The organism is Hominisplanchenecus faecis (assembly GCF_020687205.1).
In the GTDB taxonomy this organism is placed as follows: Bacteria; Bacillota; Clostridia; order Lachnospirales; family Lachnospiraceae; genus Hominisplanchenecus; species Hominisplanchenecus faecis.
Genome location: NZ_JAJEQE010000030.1, coordinates 24,312 through 37,560, shown reverse-complemented (window position 1 = coordinate 37,560; position 13,249 = coordinate 24,312). Strand labels below are relative to the sequence as shown.

The window sequence follows — 13,249 nt, the reverse complement described above, 5'->3', positions numbered from 1 at the left end:
GTCATCGGAGCGAAAGCAATCAAATAATCAGTGCCCGCCACGCAGGGCACAGGAGATCGAAAGGGGCGGGAAGATGAATGACAAAAGCAGAACACCGAAGAAACCACAGGCTGTACTGAGCGTGTTTGGTGGAACAGCCTACGAGTGCCGAAACTGCGGCGATGAGGTGCAAAAGTATCTGCCGTATTGCCCGTGGTGCGGACAAATGCAAGATTGGAGTGATGTGGATGAATCATGAAGGATACCGTGATCCGACAGCAGACAGAGCTGTGCGAAAGGCGGATAAGATGCCGAAGCACATCAGAAAGATATTTGATGCGTTAAATACGGTTGTGAGTGTGCAGGGGATCAAAGTGACGGAAATCACTGACAAGCACACCGGAAGAAAGTGGAAACTGTGATACATACGAGGGGAGGCGATGCCGGTGGAGATCAGAAAGCGAGATATGAAGCTGAGCGATCATAATATCTCAAGAGACAAATACAATGAGCTGAAATACTTCTGTTTGCAATACTGGCAGAAAAAGCAGGAGATTGACAGGAACTATGGCATAGACGGTTTTAGTCAGGACGGGATGCCGAGAGGAACGTCGAGCAGCAACCCAACGGAGAAAAAGGCGTTGCGGATCGCACAGCTTAAGCGTGACACGGAGCTGATCGAGCAGACGGCGATGGAAGCGGATGCAGAAATATATCCGTGGATTCTGAAGAATGTGACGTCTGGTGTGCCGTATGAATACATGGATGTGCCGATGGGGCGTAGAAAATTTTATGAGGCGAGAAGATACTTTTTCTTTCTTCTGGCACAAAAAAGATAAAAATTTTTAAAAGTGGGTAACTAAGAGGGGGTACTTTCGTGATTTAATGGTATCATCGGTTGGTTGAAAAACTGATGCTGACATGGTTGTTACATTTACCTCTGTATTGTATATTTTAACAGCTGCCGGGTCTCAACAGCCTGGCAGCATCGGAACATAGCTCAGCGGCGAGAGCAGTCTCATGAGTAGACAAGGGCGAAGGTTCGAGTCCTTCTGTTCCGATTTCCCTGATGGGGACATATAAGAATCCTTTCTCAAAAAGAATACTACATTTTCCGCAAGAAGACATCTGGCAGTGCTGGGTGTCTTTTTGTAGGTCAATTAATAAGGAAATGATTTGTATGGGTGGACGTGGTGGAAGTAGTGGAATATCGAATGACAAACCAGTTTCGAAACTGATGTCAAAAGTGTATTTCAATTCAGCAAAGAAAAGTGACGCATTAAGAGGAAGTGGAAGTGTTAAAAAAGACAATAATCTTGAAAAAATCATAAATTCAGGAAATACTGCTTATTTTAAGTCTATTAAAACAAAAAGTGAAGCAGTAACGACAATGAATTATATAACTGACCGATTAAACGAAAGCACAAGGAAAATTGCAAAGCTTGGAAGTGCAGATGCAGTATTTAAAAACCAGAAAACAGCCATCAAGCACAGAAAACTGGTATCTGCCAGCACAGCTATGAGAGATGAGATGCACAAGTTTTCAAAACTGCCTGAAAAAGGAAACACAAACATACATGATACAAGCCGAACTACTACCACTTACGACAGGGCAAGAAAACGCAGAATGAGCAACTTTGATTCATGGTTTTTTGGAGGCGAAAAGAAATAGTTTATGGCAAATAAAAAGACCGGCATATCCTATGAAAATCTGGACAGATGTATCTATGATGGCGTTGGAGAATACGGCATACCGCAGATAAAACCGACTGTATTTACAGATGGTTGTGAGTTCATAGGGTTCAATTACGCTAGAGGAAAATGCAGCAATCCGGAAGAGAAAGCAGTTCATTTTTTCTTAGACGATTATCAATTTAATGCACTGTGGAGAAATCCGGACAGGTACGTGGATAAGTTAAGCAGATTCCGGTATGTCCTGACGCCGGACTTTAGTACTTACACCGATTTCCCGAAAGCTATTCAGATATACAACCATTACCGCAAGCACTGGATAGGTGCATATCTGCAAGAATATGGTTGCCGTGTGATTCCGACAATCTCATGGAGTACACCGGATTCTTACGAATGGTGCTTCGACGGTGAGCCTACAAATGGAACAGTAGCCGTATCCAGCGTTGGAACACAGAAGAGCAAGAAAGCAAAGGAATTATTCATACAGGGATATCGGGAGATGGTAAGAAGACTGGAACCGGAGACCATTATTTTTTACGGAAATATACCAGAAGAATGTATGGGAAATATCGTACATATTCGGGCATTTCAGGAGAAATTCAAGGAGGCAAAATGTAATGGGGGGTAGAGGTGCTGCCAGTGGTGCAGCGAATGGAATGGCATTAGGGCGAAAGATGAGTGTTTCAAAGTTTTTAGAAAATCTAAAAAAAAACAATGCTAATACGGTGTTTAATAATTTGTCAGAACTTTCACCCAAAGTAGGGAAAACAGGTTTTTTTACGAATGGAAATGCCGTAGAATTTCAGGAGGCAGTCGTTGAATCTGGTTCTGATAAATTATCTGTACGTTTTTATAATCAATGGAATCCGATTCAGGTTACAAGACCGACAACGGCAATCAAACAGAGAATTGAAGTTGTACATTATAGGGATGGAAATGTTGTTGCAATTTATAAGTTGAATGAAAAGAGTAGCAAAAGTTTAAAAAATGCTGAAAAAAATTATCACGAAATGCTTAATGAATGGAAAAAAGCAACACATCAAAAAACGATATTCTTGAGATGATGAAAAAGGAGAAAATGAAAGGTATGGGTGGTAGAGGGAGTTCTAGTGGGGTTAGCGTTAAAGGAAAAGCCTATGGAACGGAATACACGACGTTACATGAATCTGGAAATATAAAATTTGTCAGGTATAATGATTCGAAGTCGTCAAAAACTCCAATAGAAACAATGACAAATAGGCGAGTATACGTGACGATAGATAACAGGGATAACATATCTGCAATTACGTATTATGATGAAGAAAATAAAAGAAGTAAGCAGATTGACTTGATGCATCCACATAAGAACATGATACCTCATACGCACCACGGATATCTACATAATGAAAATGACGGGGCGAAAGGTGCCGCAAATTTAACACCGAAAGAAAAACGAATGGTTGAAAGTGTAACAGACAAATGGTACAATAGAAAAAGCAAATGATCGTATAGGGTGAGTACGCCTTGATAGAGGAGGCTCCGGTTGAAATCCGGATGTTTGCTGAAAGAGACTCAGAAATGGGTCTCTTTTTTATGCACAAAAAAGGAGGATATATGGGCGGACGTGGAAGCAACAGCAATTTAGGCGGAGGTTCTGGCAGCGGACTGAAAACAACTGGGCTTGATGTAACGCATAACGGTGAAACAACCAGATACTATTTCACGAGCAAAGATGGTCAGAATTACTACCAGAGGGGAATCAGCGGAACGCCAGAGCCAACGCCTCTGAATATGTCTGCAAAAGAGTTTCGACAAAGAGTAGAATCCAACGGAGCTACAACAAAAGCTGTTTCAAATGCAGAGTATAAAAAAGCCGAAAAAGCTTATCAGAAGGAAAGAGACAGCAGACCGGATTATGAGCTTGGTATAGGATTGAAAGATAACAGTGCATACAGAAGAACAGCACGGAAAAACCGAGTTATGAACCGGGTAATGAAACGAAAGTAATGACAAGGAGGTGGCATAATGGCTACGAAAAAGGCGGTCGGACGGCCACCAAAATATAAATGCAAGGAAGAAATTGAAGAAAAAATCGACGCATATTTCAAAGAATGTGAAGGTGAATTACTGAGAGATGGCAACGGAGAACCGGTAATGGACAAATTCGGTCATCCGATAACGATAAACAGCAGGCCGCCTACCGTGACAGGATTGGCTCTTGCACTGGGTTTTACGAGCAGGATGGCATTGCTTAACTACCAGGCTAAGAAAGAGTTCGTTGACACGATAACGCGTGCGAAGAGCATGGTGGAAGCATACACGGAGCAACGTCTTTTTGATCGTGATGGTGCAAATGGTGCACAGTTCAGCCTGAGAAACAATTTCAAGGGCTGGAACGAACGGCAGAGGACAGAACTGGATGAAGCAGAGCAGAAAGCGAGAATCGAGCAGCTGAAAGCTCAGACGGATCTGATCAAGGCGAAAGCCCAGACAGATGACGAAACAGAAGCCGCTGATGATGGATTCTTAGAGGCACTGAAAGGAACAGCCGCAGAGGACTGGGCAGATGAAGAAAACTAAGCAGTATTTCCATTTCCAGCCGTTTTCCAGGAAACAGCGGCAGGTTCTTAACTGGTGGACAGAGGAATCGCCCGTAAAGGACTGTGACGGAATTATAGCGGACGGAGCGATCCGTTCGGGAAAAACAGTCAGTATGTCACTTTCGTTTGTCCTGTGGGCAATGAGCAGCTTTCAGGGGCAGAACTTCGCCATGTGCGGTAAGACAATCGGTTCTTTCAGACGAAACGTTTTGTTCTGGTTGAAATTAATGTTGAAATCAAGAGGTTATCGTGTTTCGGATCACCGAGCAGATAATCTTGTTGTCATCTCGAAAGGTGACGTCGAGAACTATTTCTACATATTCGGTGGAAAAGACGAACGATCACAGGATCTTATCCAGGGAATTACCCTGGCCGGTGTGTTTTTTGACGAGGTTGCACTGATGCCGGAGTCCTTCGTCAACCAGGCGACCGGACGATGTTCTGTGGATGGTTCAAAATTCTGGTTCAACTGTAATCCGGATGGCCCGTATCACTGGTTCAAGCGAAACTGGATTGACCAGAAAGAAAAGAAAAACCTGATCTATCTGCATTTCACGATGGATGATAACTTAAGCTTGTCAGAAAAAGTGAAAATCAGATACCGGGGAATGTATTCCGGCGTATTCTATCAGCGGTATATTCTTGGATTGTGGTGCATGGCTGAGGGTATCATCTATGATATGTTCGACAAGACGAAACATATCAAAAACATTCTATCGTTCTGTGACCGCCTGCTGCCGTCAGGCCGCTATGTATCGTGCGACTACGGTACGCAGAATGCAACGGTATTTCTGTTGTGGAACAAGGGTACAGACGGTGTCTGGTACTGCATCCGGGAATATTATTATTCCGGCAGAACAGAGGGGAAGCAGAAAACAGACAGTGAGTATGCAGACGATTTGGAAAGCTGGTTGGAAGAAACGAAAATCAAGGGAATTATCGTGGATCCATCTGCAGCATCATTCATTGCAGAGTTGAGAAAACGAGGATACAAAGTGGTCAAAGCGAAGAACAACGTAGAAGATGGCATTCGTGTTGTAGGAACGAAGCTGAACCAGGAAGCAATCATATTTGCAGATTCCTGTGTAAATACCATTCAGGAATTTGGCTCGTATATCTGGGATGAAGCGGCAGCAGCACATGGAGAAGACAGACCGGTAAAAGAACATGATCACGCAATGGATGCATTACGCTATTTTGTATACACAATTTTGAATAATCAAACAGCAATTATCCGGAGTAAGCGAAAAGCGGGATTCCATTAAGAGAGGACGGTGAGAAAATATGCATGTTTTTACAATACCTGCGGATAAGTGGGATGAAACAAATCCGGACAAGCAGGCAATCAGGCATCTGATCATGAAACATAGAAGAAGTTATGAACGTCTGAAAGGTCTGAAAAATTATTACGAAGGCAGACATAAGATTCTGGACGAAGACCGGGAAAACAGGCTGGTATGCAATCATGCAAAAGATATCGCAGATACAGCCAGCAGTTATTTCATCGGCAATCCGGTCAGTTACAAAAGCCCGGATGATATCGCAGCACTTACAGATGCCCTGGAACACGCCGGGGCGGATGAAGTGGACGGTGACAACGGCCTTGACCTGTCTGTATATGGCAGGGCATACGAGTATATATACACCAAGCAGGGCGAAACAGAACTGACAATCAAGAATCTGCCGCCTGAAAATACATTCATGGTATACGATGACACCATAGAGCAGAATGAGCTTTTTGGTGTCTATTATTATGCCAGAATTGACTCCACAGACCAAACGAACATTACTTACATTGCAACGGTACTGACACAGAATTACAAATACGTGCTGGACATTCAGGATATTGAAGGAGCACAGGCACTGATCGAGCAGCCAGAGGCACATTTCAAGGGAGAAGTGCCGCTGATTGAATACCAGAACAATAAGCTGGCGTTGGGTGACTATGAGTTACAGATCCCGCTGATTGATGCTTACAATGTGCTGATGAGCGACCGTGTGACCGACAAGGAGCAGTTCGTGGACGCAATCCTTGCATTGTACGGCACGTTACTTTCCGATGAGGAAATGGACCAGGACGGAGACCAGAGTATTGGAGAGAAAGCCATGCAGCACTTGCGAAAGGAAAAGCTTCTGGAACTTCCTTCGGATGCGAGAGCAGAATATCTCACACGCACGTTCGATGAAAATGGCGTAGAAATCCTGAAAAGGGCAATCGAGCAGGATATCCACAAATTTTCCCACATTCCGTGCATGACAGACGAAAGCTTTGGCGGCAATGTAAGTGGTGTGGCGATGGAATTCAAACTGCTTGGTATGGAAAATATCACAAAAATCAAAACCCGGTATTACAAGAAGGGACTGAGAAAGAGGCTGAGGATTTTCACAAACTTCCTGAATACACGTTCAGGGATCCACATTGATACAGCTGGAATTGTACCGGTATTCACGCGTGCGATGCCGAAAAATCTGCTGGAAATCTCACAGATTGTTTCTAACCTGTGGGGAAAAGTCAGCCGCAAAACACTGCTTTCACAGGTGCCATTCGTGGATGATGTAGAAAGTGAACTGGAAGCAGTCGAAGAGGAAGAACAGGAAGCGGTCAAACGGCAGCAGGAAATGTTCGGAAATCAGCCCAATACGCCATTTTCTCCCGAAGATGATACGGATGGTCAAAAGGATGTAGAAAACGGAAATGACAAAGAATGAGAAGTACTGGCAGGCAAGGACAGCACAGCGGATGTGGGAACATATGCAGAGTGCAGAAGAAACGGCTGACCAGGTAGCCAAAGTCTATGCCAAAGCATCCTTGTACCTGAGCAGGGAAATACAGGATATCTTCAAGAAGTATGTGGAGAAACACCATCTGACGGAAAAAGAAGCATTACAGCTTTTGAATACATTGAGGGATCGCACTTCTATCGAAGAACTGCGTCAGAGGTTGCAGAGTAGCAGCCAAAAGCAAGAGATTGCAGATCTGCTTGCAGAATTGGAAGCTCCGGCATACCAGGCACGCATACAGAGGTTACAAGAGCTGCAAACGCAGATAGATCTTGTCATGCAGCAGGTCTATAAACAGGAGCAGGCGATTACAACGGCTCATTATATCCAGCTGGCAGAAAAGGCATATAATCAGTCAATCTTCGACGTTCAGCAACGAACCGGGTTCGGATTTTCATTTTCCCATATCGACCAAAAGCAAGTTGACAAGGTATTGAAAAGTAAGTGGTCTGGCATGAATTACTCCGAGAGAGTCTGGAGAAATACCAGGGCAGTTGCCCAGGAAGTGAAAGAAGCCCTGCTCGTGAACCTGATCACAGGCAGAACAGAAAGAGAGACAGCAGAAATGCTGACGAAAAAATTTGCCGGTGGATCCAGTAAGGCAAGAAGGCTGATCAGAACAGAAAGCTGTTATCTGTCCAACCAGCTCGAAATGGAATCCTACAAGGAATGTGGAATTGATAAGTACCAGTATCTTGCGACACTGGATCTTCGAACATCGGAGATCTGCCAGGAACTGGACGGAAAAGTATTCCTTGTGAAAGATCAGCAGCCTGGAAAGAATTGCCCGCCCATGCACCCATGGTGCAGATCGACAACAATCGCTATCATAGGCGAAAAGATGTTGGAGGGAATGAAGAGAAGGGCAAGAGATCCGGTAACCGGGAAGACCTATCTTGTACCAGCGTCTATGAACTATAGAGAATGGTATGCGAAATATGTTAAGAGCGATGGCAAAACGGTTGCAAAAGAGGCTGGTTCTGATATAATAGAGATGACAAGAAAGGCAGATGTAAATGAGGAAGATTATAAATCAAATGAACATCGGAAAATATGCAGCCCTTGAATTAAGTGATGATTTGCCGATGAATAACTATACCAAGTACAGGATAGCAGGAAAGATTTACAATATTGTTCCTGTGTATGACCTGCCTCGACATATCGCAATAGAAGCACAAGGGGATTTTGTTGGAAAAACAGTGGAATTTATTAAATAAAAATAGTATTCGAAAAAGGAACGAAAATTGTGGATACTGCAACAAATGTAATTTGATACCATCAGCCGAAAGGCCGGTGGTATTTTTGTACCCATTTTTAAGGAGGTGATTTCAAGATGTTTCAAAAAATAATGCAGTACTTTTGTAAACATAAGTACAGAAAACGGTATAATCATAAATCTGGCACTTATGAACGGAAATGCATTAAATGTGGAAAGCGAGGATAAGAACATGATCATCACAGGGATGGCACATTTTGAAAGCGTTTGTAAAAAGAAACTGGTTGATTGGTACAACGAGAATGGTTTTGCTGATACACCGTTAATGCCACCAATTGACTTATCTAACGTATTCGTAGTATGGAGCTGCAAGACTTTACAGAATTACAAGTGTCTTGTATCTACTACGGTGAGCGGTGATGGTATCTATGCAGAGTATACATACAACGGTGATAAGCAGGAACTTTACGAAGATGTGTACAAGAAAGTGCACAATAAATGTCATGAGGAGGAATAAGCGAATGAAAGCAATGTTATCACAGCCAATGGCTGGAAAGAGCAAGGAAGAAATTAAGGCAACCAGAGAAAAGGCAATTGCAGTTTTAGAGGAAAAAGGATATGAAATTGTAAATACTCTTTTCACGGATGAATGGTATAGTAGAAAATCTATGAAAGAACGTGGGGTTGTACAGATTCCATTATGTTTTCTTGCGAAATCACTGGAAAACATGAGCCTTTGTCATGCTGCTTATTTCTGCAAAGGCTGGGAAGAGGCAAGAGGTTGTCGCATTGAGCACGAAGCGGCAACTGCCTACGGTCTGGATATTATCTATGAAGAGTGAGCAGCATTACACCGTCACAAAAGACGCAGACAGGCTTGCACCGAACTGGCTGGCGAGCCGGATCAATTACAAGACAATCAAATTCTTATACTGGGACATTGACGGACACGCAGAGTTGAAGGGGGTGAAGATTGGAGATGAAGTGGCACAGATCGGCGACACGGTACAGTTCAACGGCAGACGGTTATCCGTAGAAAGGCGGTGATCCAGATATCTCCCTTTGAGGCACAGGGCTATGTGCCTTATTTTTATGTCTTTTTCTGCCAGACATAAAAGAAGCAGGATGATCTATAGAACACGAATGGCCCGGACGTGAGAACGGATAGGCTGGGCGGAAAGGATAGAAAGATGAAAAACAGATTTTTTGTATGCAACTGCAAAGTGCCAATGAGATTGCAAATTTTCGCAGAAGGAGACGGTGCTGGGGCTGGCGAAGGAAGCAATGGCGGTGGATCCGGAACAGGTGGCGAGGGAGAGCCGGGAGCAGGCACAGGGCCAATGAGCTTCGATGATTTCCTGAAAGGAGAAGGAAATCAGGCAGAATTTGATCGCCGCGTGCAGAAAGCGATTGATACGGCAGTAAGTAATGCACAGCAGAAATGGCAGGCTCTTACGGATGATAGACTTTCTGAAGCAGAGAAGCTTGCAAAAATGAACAAAGAGGAAAAAGCTGCGTACATGCAGCAGAAAAAAGAAAAAGAGCTTTCGGATCGTGAGGCTGTGATCACAAGAAAAGAACTGATGGCAGAAGCTAAGAATACTCTGGCGGAAAAGAAACTGCCGGTAAGCCTGGCAGAAGTATTGAATTATGCAGATGCAGACACTTGTAATGACTCTATCAGTGCAGTGGAAAAAGCATTTCAGGAAGCGGTAGAAGCAGCAGTAAATGAACGCCTGAAAGGTGGAACGCCGCCAAAGAAAGCACCGGAAGGTGAAAACAGTCTTGAAAAACAGATCGAGGCAGCCATGGCAAGAGGGTTCTGAGAACAGAAAGGAAGATGATATAAATGGCAATTAACACATTAGCAGCAGCTACGATTTTTCAGCAGCAACTCGACAAAATCGCTGTACAGGATGCAGTGACCGGCTGGATGGATGCAAACGCCGGACAGGTAAAATATAACGGTGGTGCAGAGGTTAAGATTCCGAAAATGTCGGTTCAGGGCATGGGAGATTATGACCGTGACAATGGCTACCAGAAGGGAAGCGTAACTCTGGAGTATGAAACCAGAAAAATGACGCAGGACCGTGGACGCAAATTCCAGATTGATCCGATGGATGTGGATGAAAGCAATTTTATTCCGACTGCGGCAGCAATTATGGCGGAATTTCAGAGAACACAGGTTATCCCGGAGATTGATGCTTACCGTATCTCTAAGATTGCCTCAGAAGTGATCACAGCCAATAAAGCCGGTATGGTCGAGTATAACTATACACCAGGAGGAACTGGTACTTCTGCACTTAGAAAAGTGAAAGAGGGTATCAAAGCGGTACGTTCAAGCTATAACGGTCCGCTTGTAATTCATGCAACACCAGACTTTCTGATGGAGCTGGAGTTGGAACTTGCAGGAAAAATCAGAGATACTACGTTTTCGCAGGGCGGCATCAATACCACGGTTCCAGGAATCGATAACGTTCCGATTATTTCAACACCTACAAACAGAATGTACACTGCCATTACTGTATACGATGGAAAAACCGGAGGTCAGGAAGCAGGCGGATATACAAAAGGATCAAAGGCGAAAGATATCAATTTCCTGGTAATTCCAAGAACAACACCAATTGCAATTACAAAACAGGATATTATGCGTATCTTTGACCCGTTGACAAATCAGAATGCAAATGCATGGGCAATGGATTATCGCCGTTATCATGACCTGTGGATTCTGGACAACAAACTGGACAGCGTGTTTGTGAACATCAAAGATGCAAACGCCTAGGAGGGTATGACAGATGAGACTGATTAGAGAAAATGTTGAGCGGATTGCCAATACAGAGGCAATGATCGCAAAATTAAAAGCAGACGGGTTTCGGGAAATGGAACCTTCTGCGGATGGGTCAAAAGTGTCTGTTTTTGGTGTGAATCTGGATACAATGACGGTAAACCAGTTGAAAGTACTGGCGAAAGAGAAAGGCTTGGAAGGTTATTCAAGCCTTACGAAAGAAGAGCTCTTGACGGCTCTGAAGGAAGCGGTTTAAGTGACTGATTTTGAGAGAATCAAAATTCTGACTGGCGAAAGAGATGAAGAGCTGGTGGAAGTTGTCCTGGAAGATGCAACAGACTGGGTGCTGGCGTATACCGGACGAAAGAAGATGATCCCGGAACTTAAGAAAACGGTGCGTGATCTTGCCGTGATCGCTATCAACCGCATGGGAACAGAGGGGGAATCTTCAAGAACCGGTGCAGGGGAATCTTACAACTTCGATAATGCACCAAAGCGAATCTATGATGTGCTGAACCGGTATCGGCTGGCACGTGTAGGGGGTGTGGCCTATGAGGCTGAAAAGGAATAGGCTTCGAGAATTCAAACATTTCCAGGTGGTGCAGAAAAAAGATGCAGAGGGTGGAACATATACAGAATATGCTCCGCCTTCTTGTTTTCGGGCGGAAATGTGGACAGCCGGTGGAAAAGTACAGGCAGAAATGTATGGCAGCAGGCTTCCACTTATCCGAAACTTGAGGATTGACGGGAAATATGCGGAAGTAGCGGGCAAGAATGGCAAACCGTCATATCGGTTTCAGGAAGGTATGACGGTATCTGTAAATGACGGTATTTCTGTAAACGGCGGCAATGATCCGGATTATAAGGTCGTTGCCATTTATCCTTACACCTATCTTACGCTGGAGGTGGAAAAACTGTGATCATCGGTAAAAAAGAAATTACGGATGCGTTTCAAAAAACGGCAGCAGTGAATATGTATGATGCGGTATCAAAAAGTATCAAAACAGTGCAGGCTGAGGCGAAAACAAGATGCCCGGTAAATGATGGGGAATTGAGAGGGAGTATATACACGGCGATAGAAACCAGCAGCGAAAAGATTGTAGGCATCTGTTACACCAACAAAAAGTATGCACAATATGTGGAATTTGGCACAGGCCCCAAAGGTCAGAAGCAACACGCGGGGATATCACCGGATGTTGCCTATGCCTATGTACAGTCGCCCTGGTGGATCCACGAAAGCATGATCGGGCGGAAGACGGCCGAAAAGTATAAGTGGTTTCATGTGGATACGCCGGACGGCCGATTCTACCAGTGTACCGGACAGGCTGCACAACCATTTCTATATCCGGCACTAAAAAACAATGAACTGGAAATTGCACATTATTTTGAGGAGGCAATCGAAAAGAATTTATGAAAAACGTAAAAGATCAGATCTATTCCGCACTTGCCGGAGCGTTTGGGAATGTAACAGACCAGTACCCAAAAGACTGGGCAGAGCTTCCAGCAGTGCAGTACACCGAAGAAGATAACAAGGTATATGAACATACCGCACAGGGAGAGGAAAAGAGCTATGTACGATATCGTGTAGATATCTGGCATAACCGCTCTACGTCCGAATCTGCACTCAAGGTAGACAAGGCACTGGCAGCACTTGGGCTGGTGCGTACCCTGTGTCAGGACACCCCGGATCCATCTGGGTTGAAACATAAAGTAATGAGATATGAAGCAATCATCGATATGGAGTCAGAAGAAGTATTCTGGCCGAACTAGAAAAGGAGTGTGAAGAATATGCTGGCAAATGGAGCAAAACTTGAGTACAAGGAAAAAAGTGACGTAGCTGGTGCTTACAAAGAACTTCCAGGGTTGAAAGAGATCCCGGACTGTGGTGTTGAACCAGAAAAAGTAGAAAATACCGGTCTGAACGATAAAAATAAACAGTACGAGAATGGTATTGGTGATCTTGGAGACATGACATACAAATTTAAGTATGAAAATGGAGCGGCAACCAGTGCGTATCGCATTCTTCGAAAAGCACAGGAATCTGACAAAGTACTTAGTTTCAAAGAAACATTAAAAGATGGCACAACCACGGAATATGACGCAGAAGTGTCCGTAAAACGTACGGGCGGCGGTGTGAACGGAGTTGTTGAAGTAGAAGCAAAGATGACAATCTGCAGTGATCTGAAAGTTACAGATCCGTCATAAGGAGGGGCGATC

Annotated in this window: 24 protein-coding genes and 1 tRNA gene; all 25 read left to right on the top strand. The window is 44.1% G+C overall.

Annotation, left to right across the window (positions count from 1 at the left end; all coding sequences use genetic code 11):
- The coding region (locus LKD42_RS09460; RefSeq protein ID WP_248835543.1) for a hypothetical protein at positions 1-238 on the top strand (238 nt) is incomplete at its 5' end.
- Positions 228-401, top strand: a complete 174-nt coding sequence (locus LKD42_RS09455; protein WP_201428272.1) for a hypothetical protein — start codon at positions 228-230, stop codon at positions 399-401. The genes LKD42_RS09460 and LKD42_RS09455, both read left to right, overlap by 11 nt.
- Before the next feature lie 18 nt (positions 402-419).
- Positions 420-818 (top strand): hypothetical protein, encoded by a 399-nt coding sequence (locus LKD42_RS09450; protein WP_201428271.1) that lies wholly within the window; start codon positions 420-422, stop codon positions 816-818.
- Positions 819-968: 150 nt separating this feature from the next.
- Positions 969-1,040: transfer RNA gene (locus LKD42_RS09445), tRNA-OTHER, on the top strand.
- A 119-nt stretch (positions 1,041-1,159) separates the two neighbouring features.
- Positions 1,160-1,651 (top strand): hypothetical protein, encoded by a 492-nt coding sequence (locus tag LKD42_RS09440; protein WP_248835542.1) that lies wholly within the window; start codon positions 1,160-1,162, stop codon positions 1,649-1,651.
- A gap of 3 nt (positions 1,652-1,654) precedes the next feature.
- Positions 1,655-2,299 carry a DUF4417 domain-containing protein gene (locus LKD42_RS09435; RefSeq protein ID WP_248835541.1) on the top strand — a complete coding sequence of 215 codons (645 nt, stop codon included), beginning with the start codon at positions 1,655-1,657 and terminating at the stop codon, positions 2,297-2,299.
- The gene (locus LKD42_RS09430) at positions 2,289-2,735 is read left to right on the top strand and encodes a hypothetical protein (protein WP_173865744.1); all 447 of its coding nucleotides are present in this window, start codon (positions 2,289-2,291) and stop codon (positions 2,733-2,735) included. Before LKD42_RS09435 ends, LKD42_RS09430 begins: the two co-directional genes overlap by 11 nt.
- A complete protein-coding gene (locus LKD42_RS09425; RefSeq protein WP_248835540.1) occupies positions 2,693-3,154 on the top strand; it encodes a hypothetical protein in 462 nt (153 codons plus the stop codon). Before LKD42_RS09430 ends, LKD42_RS09425 begins: the two co-directional genes overlap by 43 nt.
- A gap of 110 nt (positions 3,155-3,264) precedes the next feature.
- Complete coding sequence (locus LKD42_RS09420; RefSeq protein ID WP_173865743.1) at positions 3,265-3,657, top strand: hypothetical protein; 393 nt, start codon at positions 3,265-3,267, stop codon at positions 3,655-3,657.
- Between the two features lie 18 nt (positions 3,658-3,675).
- Positions 3,676-4,230 (top strand): terminase small subunit, encoded by a 555-nt coding sequence (locus LKD42_RS09415; protein ID WP_248835539.1) that lies wholly within the window; start codon positions 3,676-3,678, stop codon positions 4,228-4,230.
- Complete coding sequence (locus tag LKD42_RS09410; RefSeq protein WP_248835538.1) at positions 4,217-5,515, top strand: PBSX family phage terminase large subunit; 1,299 nt, start codon at positions 4,217-4,219, stop codon at positions 5,513-5,515. Before LKD42_RS09415 ends, LKD42_RS09410 begins: the two co-directional genes overlap by 14 nt.
- 19 nt (positions 5,516-5,534) lie before the next feature.
- Positions 5,535-6,959, top strand: a complete 1,425-nt coding sequence (locus tag LKD42_RS09405) for a phage portal protein (protein WP_248835537.1) — start codon at positions 5,535-5,537, stop codon at positions 6,957-6,959.
- Positions 6,946-8,097, top strand: a complete 1,152-nt coding sequence (locus LKD42_RS09400; RefSeq protein ID WP_248835536.1) for a minor capsid protein — start codon at positions 6,946-6,948, stop codon at positions 8,095-8,097. Before LKD42_RS09405 ends, LKD42_RS09400 begins: the two co-directional genes overlap by 14 nt.
- On the top strand, positions 8,069-8,248 hold the full coding sequence (locus LKD42_RS09395) for a hypothetical protein (RefSeq protein ID WP_173896596.1): 180 nt from the start codon (positions 8,069-8,071) through the stop codon (positions 8,246-8,248). Before LKD42_RS09400 ends, LKD42_RS09395 begins: the two co-directional genes overlap by 29 nt.
- 189 nt (positions 8,249-8,437) lie before the next feature.
- Positions 8,438-8,764 carry a DUF6275 family protein gene (locus LKD42_RS09390; RefSeq protein WP_331464853.1) on the top strand — a complete coding sequence of 109 codons (327 nt, stop codon included), beginning with the start codon at positions 8,438-8,440 and terminating at the stop codon, positions 8,762-8,764.
- A gap of 4 nt (positions 8,765-8,768) precedes the next feature.
- Entirely contained in the window at positions 8,769-9,089 is a 321-nt protein-coding gene (locus LKD42_RS09385; protein WP_248835535.1) for a DUF4406 domain-containing protein, read from the top strand.
- Entirely contained in the window at positions 9,079-9,294 is a 216-nt protein-coding gene (locus tag LKD42_RS09380; protein ID WP_248835534.1) for a hypothetical protein, read from the top strand. Before LKD42_RS09385 ends, LKD42_RS09380 begins: the two co-directional genes overlap by 11 nt.
- Positions 9,295-9,476: 182 nt before the next feature.
- Positions 9,477-10,073, top strand: coding sequence for a DUF4355 domain-containing protein (locus tag LKD42_RS09375; protein WP_248835544.1), 597 nt, complete (start codon positions 9,477-9,479; stop codon positions 10,071-10,073).
- Between the two features lie 23 nt (positions 10,074-10,096).
- Complete coding sequence (locus LKD42_RS09370; protein ID WP_248835533.1) at positions 10,097-11,029, top strand: hypothetical protein; 933 nt, start codon at positions 10,097-10,099, stop codon at positions 11,027-11,029.
- A 13-nt stretch (positions 11,030-11,042) separates the two neighbouring features.
- Positions 11,043-11,288 carry a Rho termination factor N-terminal domain-containing protein gene (locus tag LKD42_RS09365; RefSeq protein WP_248835532.1) on the top strand — a complete coding sequence of 82 codons (246 nt, stop codon included), beginning with the start codon at positions 11,043-11,045 and terminating at the stop codon, positions 11,286-11,288.
- The gene (locus LKD42_RS09360) at positions 11,289-11,603 is read left to right on the top strand and encodes a phage head-tail connector protein (protein ID WP_248835531.1); all 315 of its coding nucleotides are present in this window, start codon (positions 11,289-11,291) and stop codon (positions 11,601-11,603) included.
- Positions 11,584-11,952: a hypothetical protein gene (locus LKD42_RS09355; RefSeq protein WP_248835530.1), complete on the top strand. Its 369-nt coding sequence runs from the start codon at positions 11,584-11,586 to the stop codon at positions 11,950-11,952. The genes LKD42_RS09360 and LKD42_RS09355 overlap by 20 nt, the downstream gene beginning before the upstream one ends.
- Positions 11,949-12,446, top strand: a complete 498-nt coding sequence (locus LKD42_RS09350) for an HK97-gp10 family putative phage morphogenesis protein (protein ID WP_248835529.1) — start codon at positions 11,949-11,951, stop codon at positions 12,444-12,446. Before LKD42_RS09355 ends, LKD42_RS09350 begins: the two co-directional genes overlap by 4 nt.
- A complete protein-coding gene (locus tag LKD42_RS09345) occupies positions 12,443-12,802 on the top strand; it encodes a hypothetical protein (RefSeq protein WP_173865727.1) in 360 nt (119 codons plus the stop codon). Before LKD42_RS09350 ends, LKD42_RS09345 begins: the two co-directional genes overlap by 4 nt.
- Before the next feature lie 18 nt (positions 12,803-12,820).
- A complete protein-coding gene (locus LKD42_RS09340) occupies positions 12,821-13,237 on the top strand; it encodes a phage tail tube protein (protein WP_248835528.1) in 417 nt (138 codons plus the stop codon).
- Positions 13,238-13,249: the final 12 nt, after the last annotated feature.

Coding starts and splice junctions, on each gene's coding strand:
- LKD42_RS09340 (WP_248835528.1), top strand. CDS start 12,821: ATGCTGGCAAATGGAGCAAAACTTGAGTACAAGGAAAAAAGTGACGTA.
- LKD42_RS09365 (WP_248835532.1), top strand. CDS start 11,043: ATGAGACTGATTAGAGAAAATGTTGAGCGGATTGCCAATACAGAGGCA.
- LKD42_RS09425 (WP_248835540.1), top strand. CDS start 2,693: ATGGAAAAAAGCAACACATCAAAAAACGATATTCTTGAGATGATGAAA.
- LKD42_RS09370 (WP_248835533.1), top strand. CDS start 10,097: ATGGCAATTAACACATTAGCAGCAGCTACGATTTTTCAGCAGCAACTC.
- LKD42_RS09390 (WP_331464853.1), top strand. CDS start 8,438: ATGAACGGAAATGCATTAAATGTGGAAAGCGAGGATAAGAACATGATC.
- LKD42_RS09440 (WP_248835542.1), top strand. CDS start 1,160: ATGGGTGGACGTGGTGGAAGTAGTGGAATATCGAATGACAAACCAGTT.
- LKD42_RS09450 (WP_201428271.1), top strand. CDS start 420: ATGCCGGTGGAGATCAGAAAGCGAGATATGAAGCTGAGCGATCATAAT.
- LKD42_RS09420 (WP_173865743.1), top strand. CDS start 3,265: ATGGGCGGACGTGGAAGCAACAGCAATTTAGGCGGAGGTTCTGGCAGC.
- LKD42_RS09395 (WP_173896596.1), top strand. CDS start 8,069: ATGAACATCGGAAAATATGCAGCCCTTGAATTAAGTGATGATTTGCCG.
- LKD42_RS09385 (WP_248835535.1), top strand. CDS start 8,769: ATGAAAGCAATGTTATCACAGCCAATGGCTGGAAAGAGCAAGGAAGAA.
- LKD42_RS09435 (WP_248835541.1), top strand. CDS start 1,655: ATGGCAAATAAAAAGACCGGCATATCCTATGAAAATCTGGACAGATGT.
- LKD42_RS09355 (WP_248835530.1), top strand. CDS start 11,584: ATGAGGCTGAAAAGGAATAGGCTTCGAGAATTCAAACATTTCCAGGTG.
- LKD42_RS09415 (WP_248835539.1), top strand. CDS start 3,676: ATGGCTACGAAAAAGGCGGTCGGACGGCCACCAAAATATAAATGCAAG.
- LKD42_RS09430 (WP_173865744.1), top strand. CDS start 2,289: ATGGGGGGTAGAGGTGCTGCCAGTGGTGCAGCGAATGGAATGGCATTA.
- LKD42_RS09400 (WP_248835536.1), top strand. CDS start 6,946: ATGACAAAGAATGAGAAGTACTGGCAGGCAAGGACAGCACAGCGGATG.
- LKD42_RS09380 (WP_248835534.1), top strand. CDS start 9,079: ATGAAGAGTGAGCAGCATTACACCGTCACAAAAGACGCAGACAGGCTT.
- LKD42_RS09375 (WP_248835544.1), top strand. CDS start 9,477: ATGAGATTGCAAATTTTCGCAGAAGGAGACGGTGCTGGGGCTGGCGAA.
- LKD42_RS09405 (WP_248835537.1), top strand. CDS start 5,535: ATGCATGTTTTTACAATACCTGCGGATAAGTGGGATGAAACAAATCCG.
- LKD42_RS09410 (WP_248835538.1), top strand. CDS start 4,217: ATGAAGAAAACTAAGCAGTATTTCCATTTCCAGCCGTTTTCCAGGAAA.
- LKD42_RS09455 (WP_201428272.1), top strand. CDS start 228: ATGAATCATGAAGGATACCGTGATCCGACAGCAGACAGAGCTGTGCGA.
- LKD42_RS09345 (WP_173865727.1), top strand. CDS start 12,443: ATGAAAAACGTAAAAGATCAGATCTATTCCGCACTTGCCGGAGCGTTT.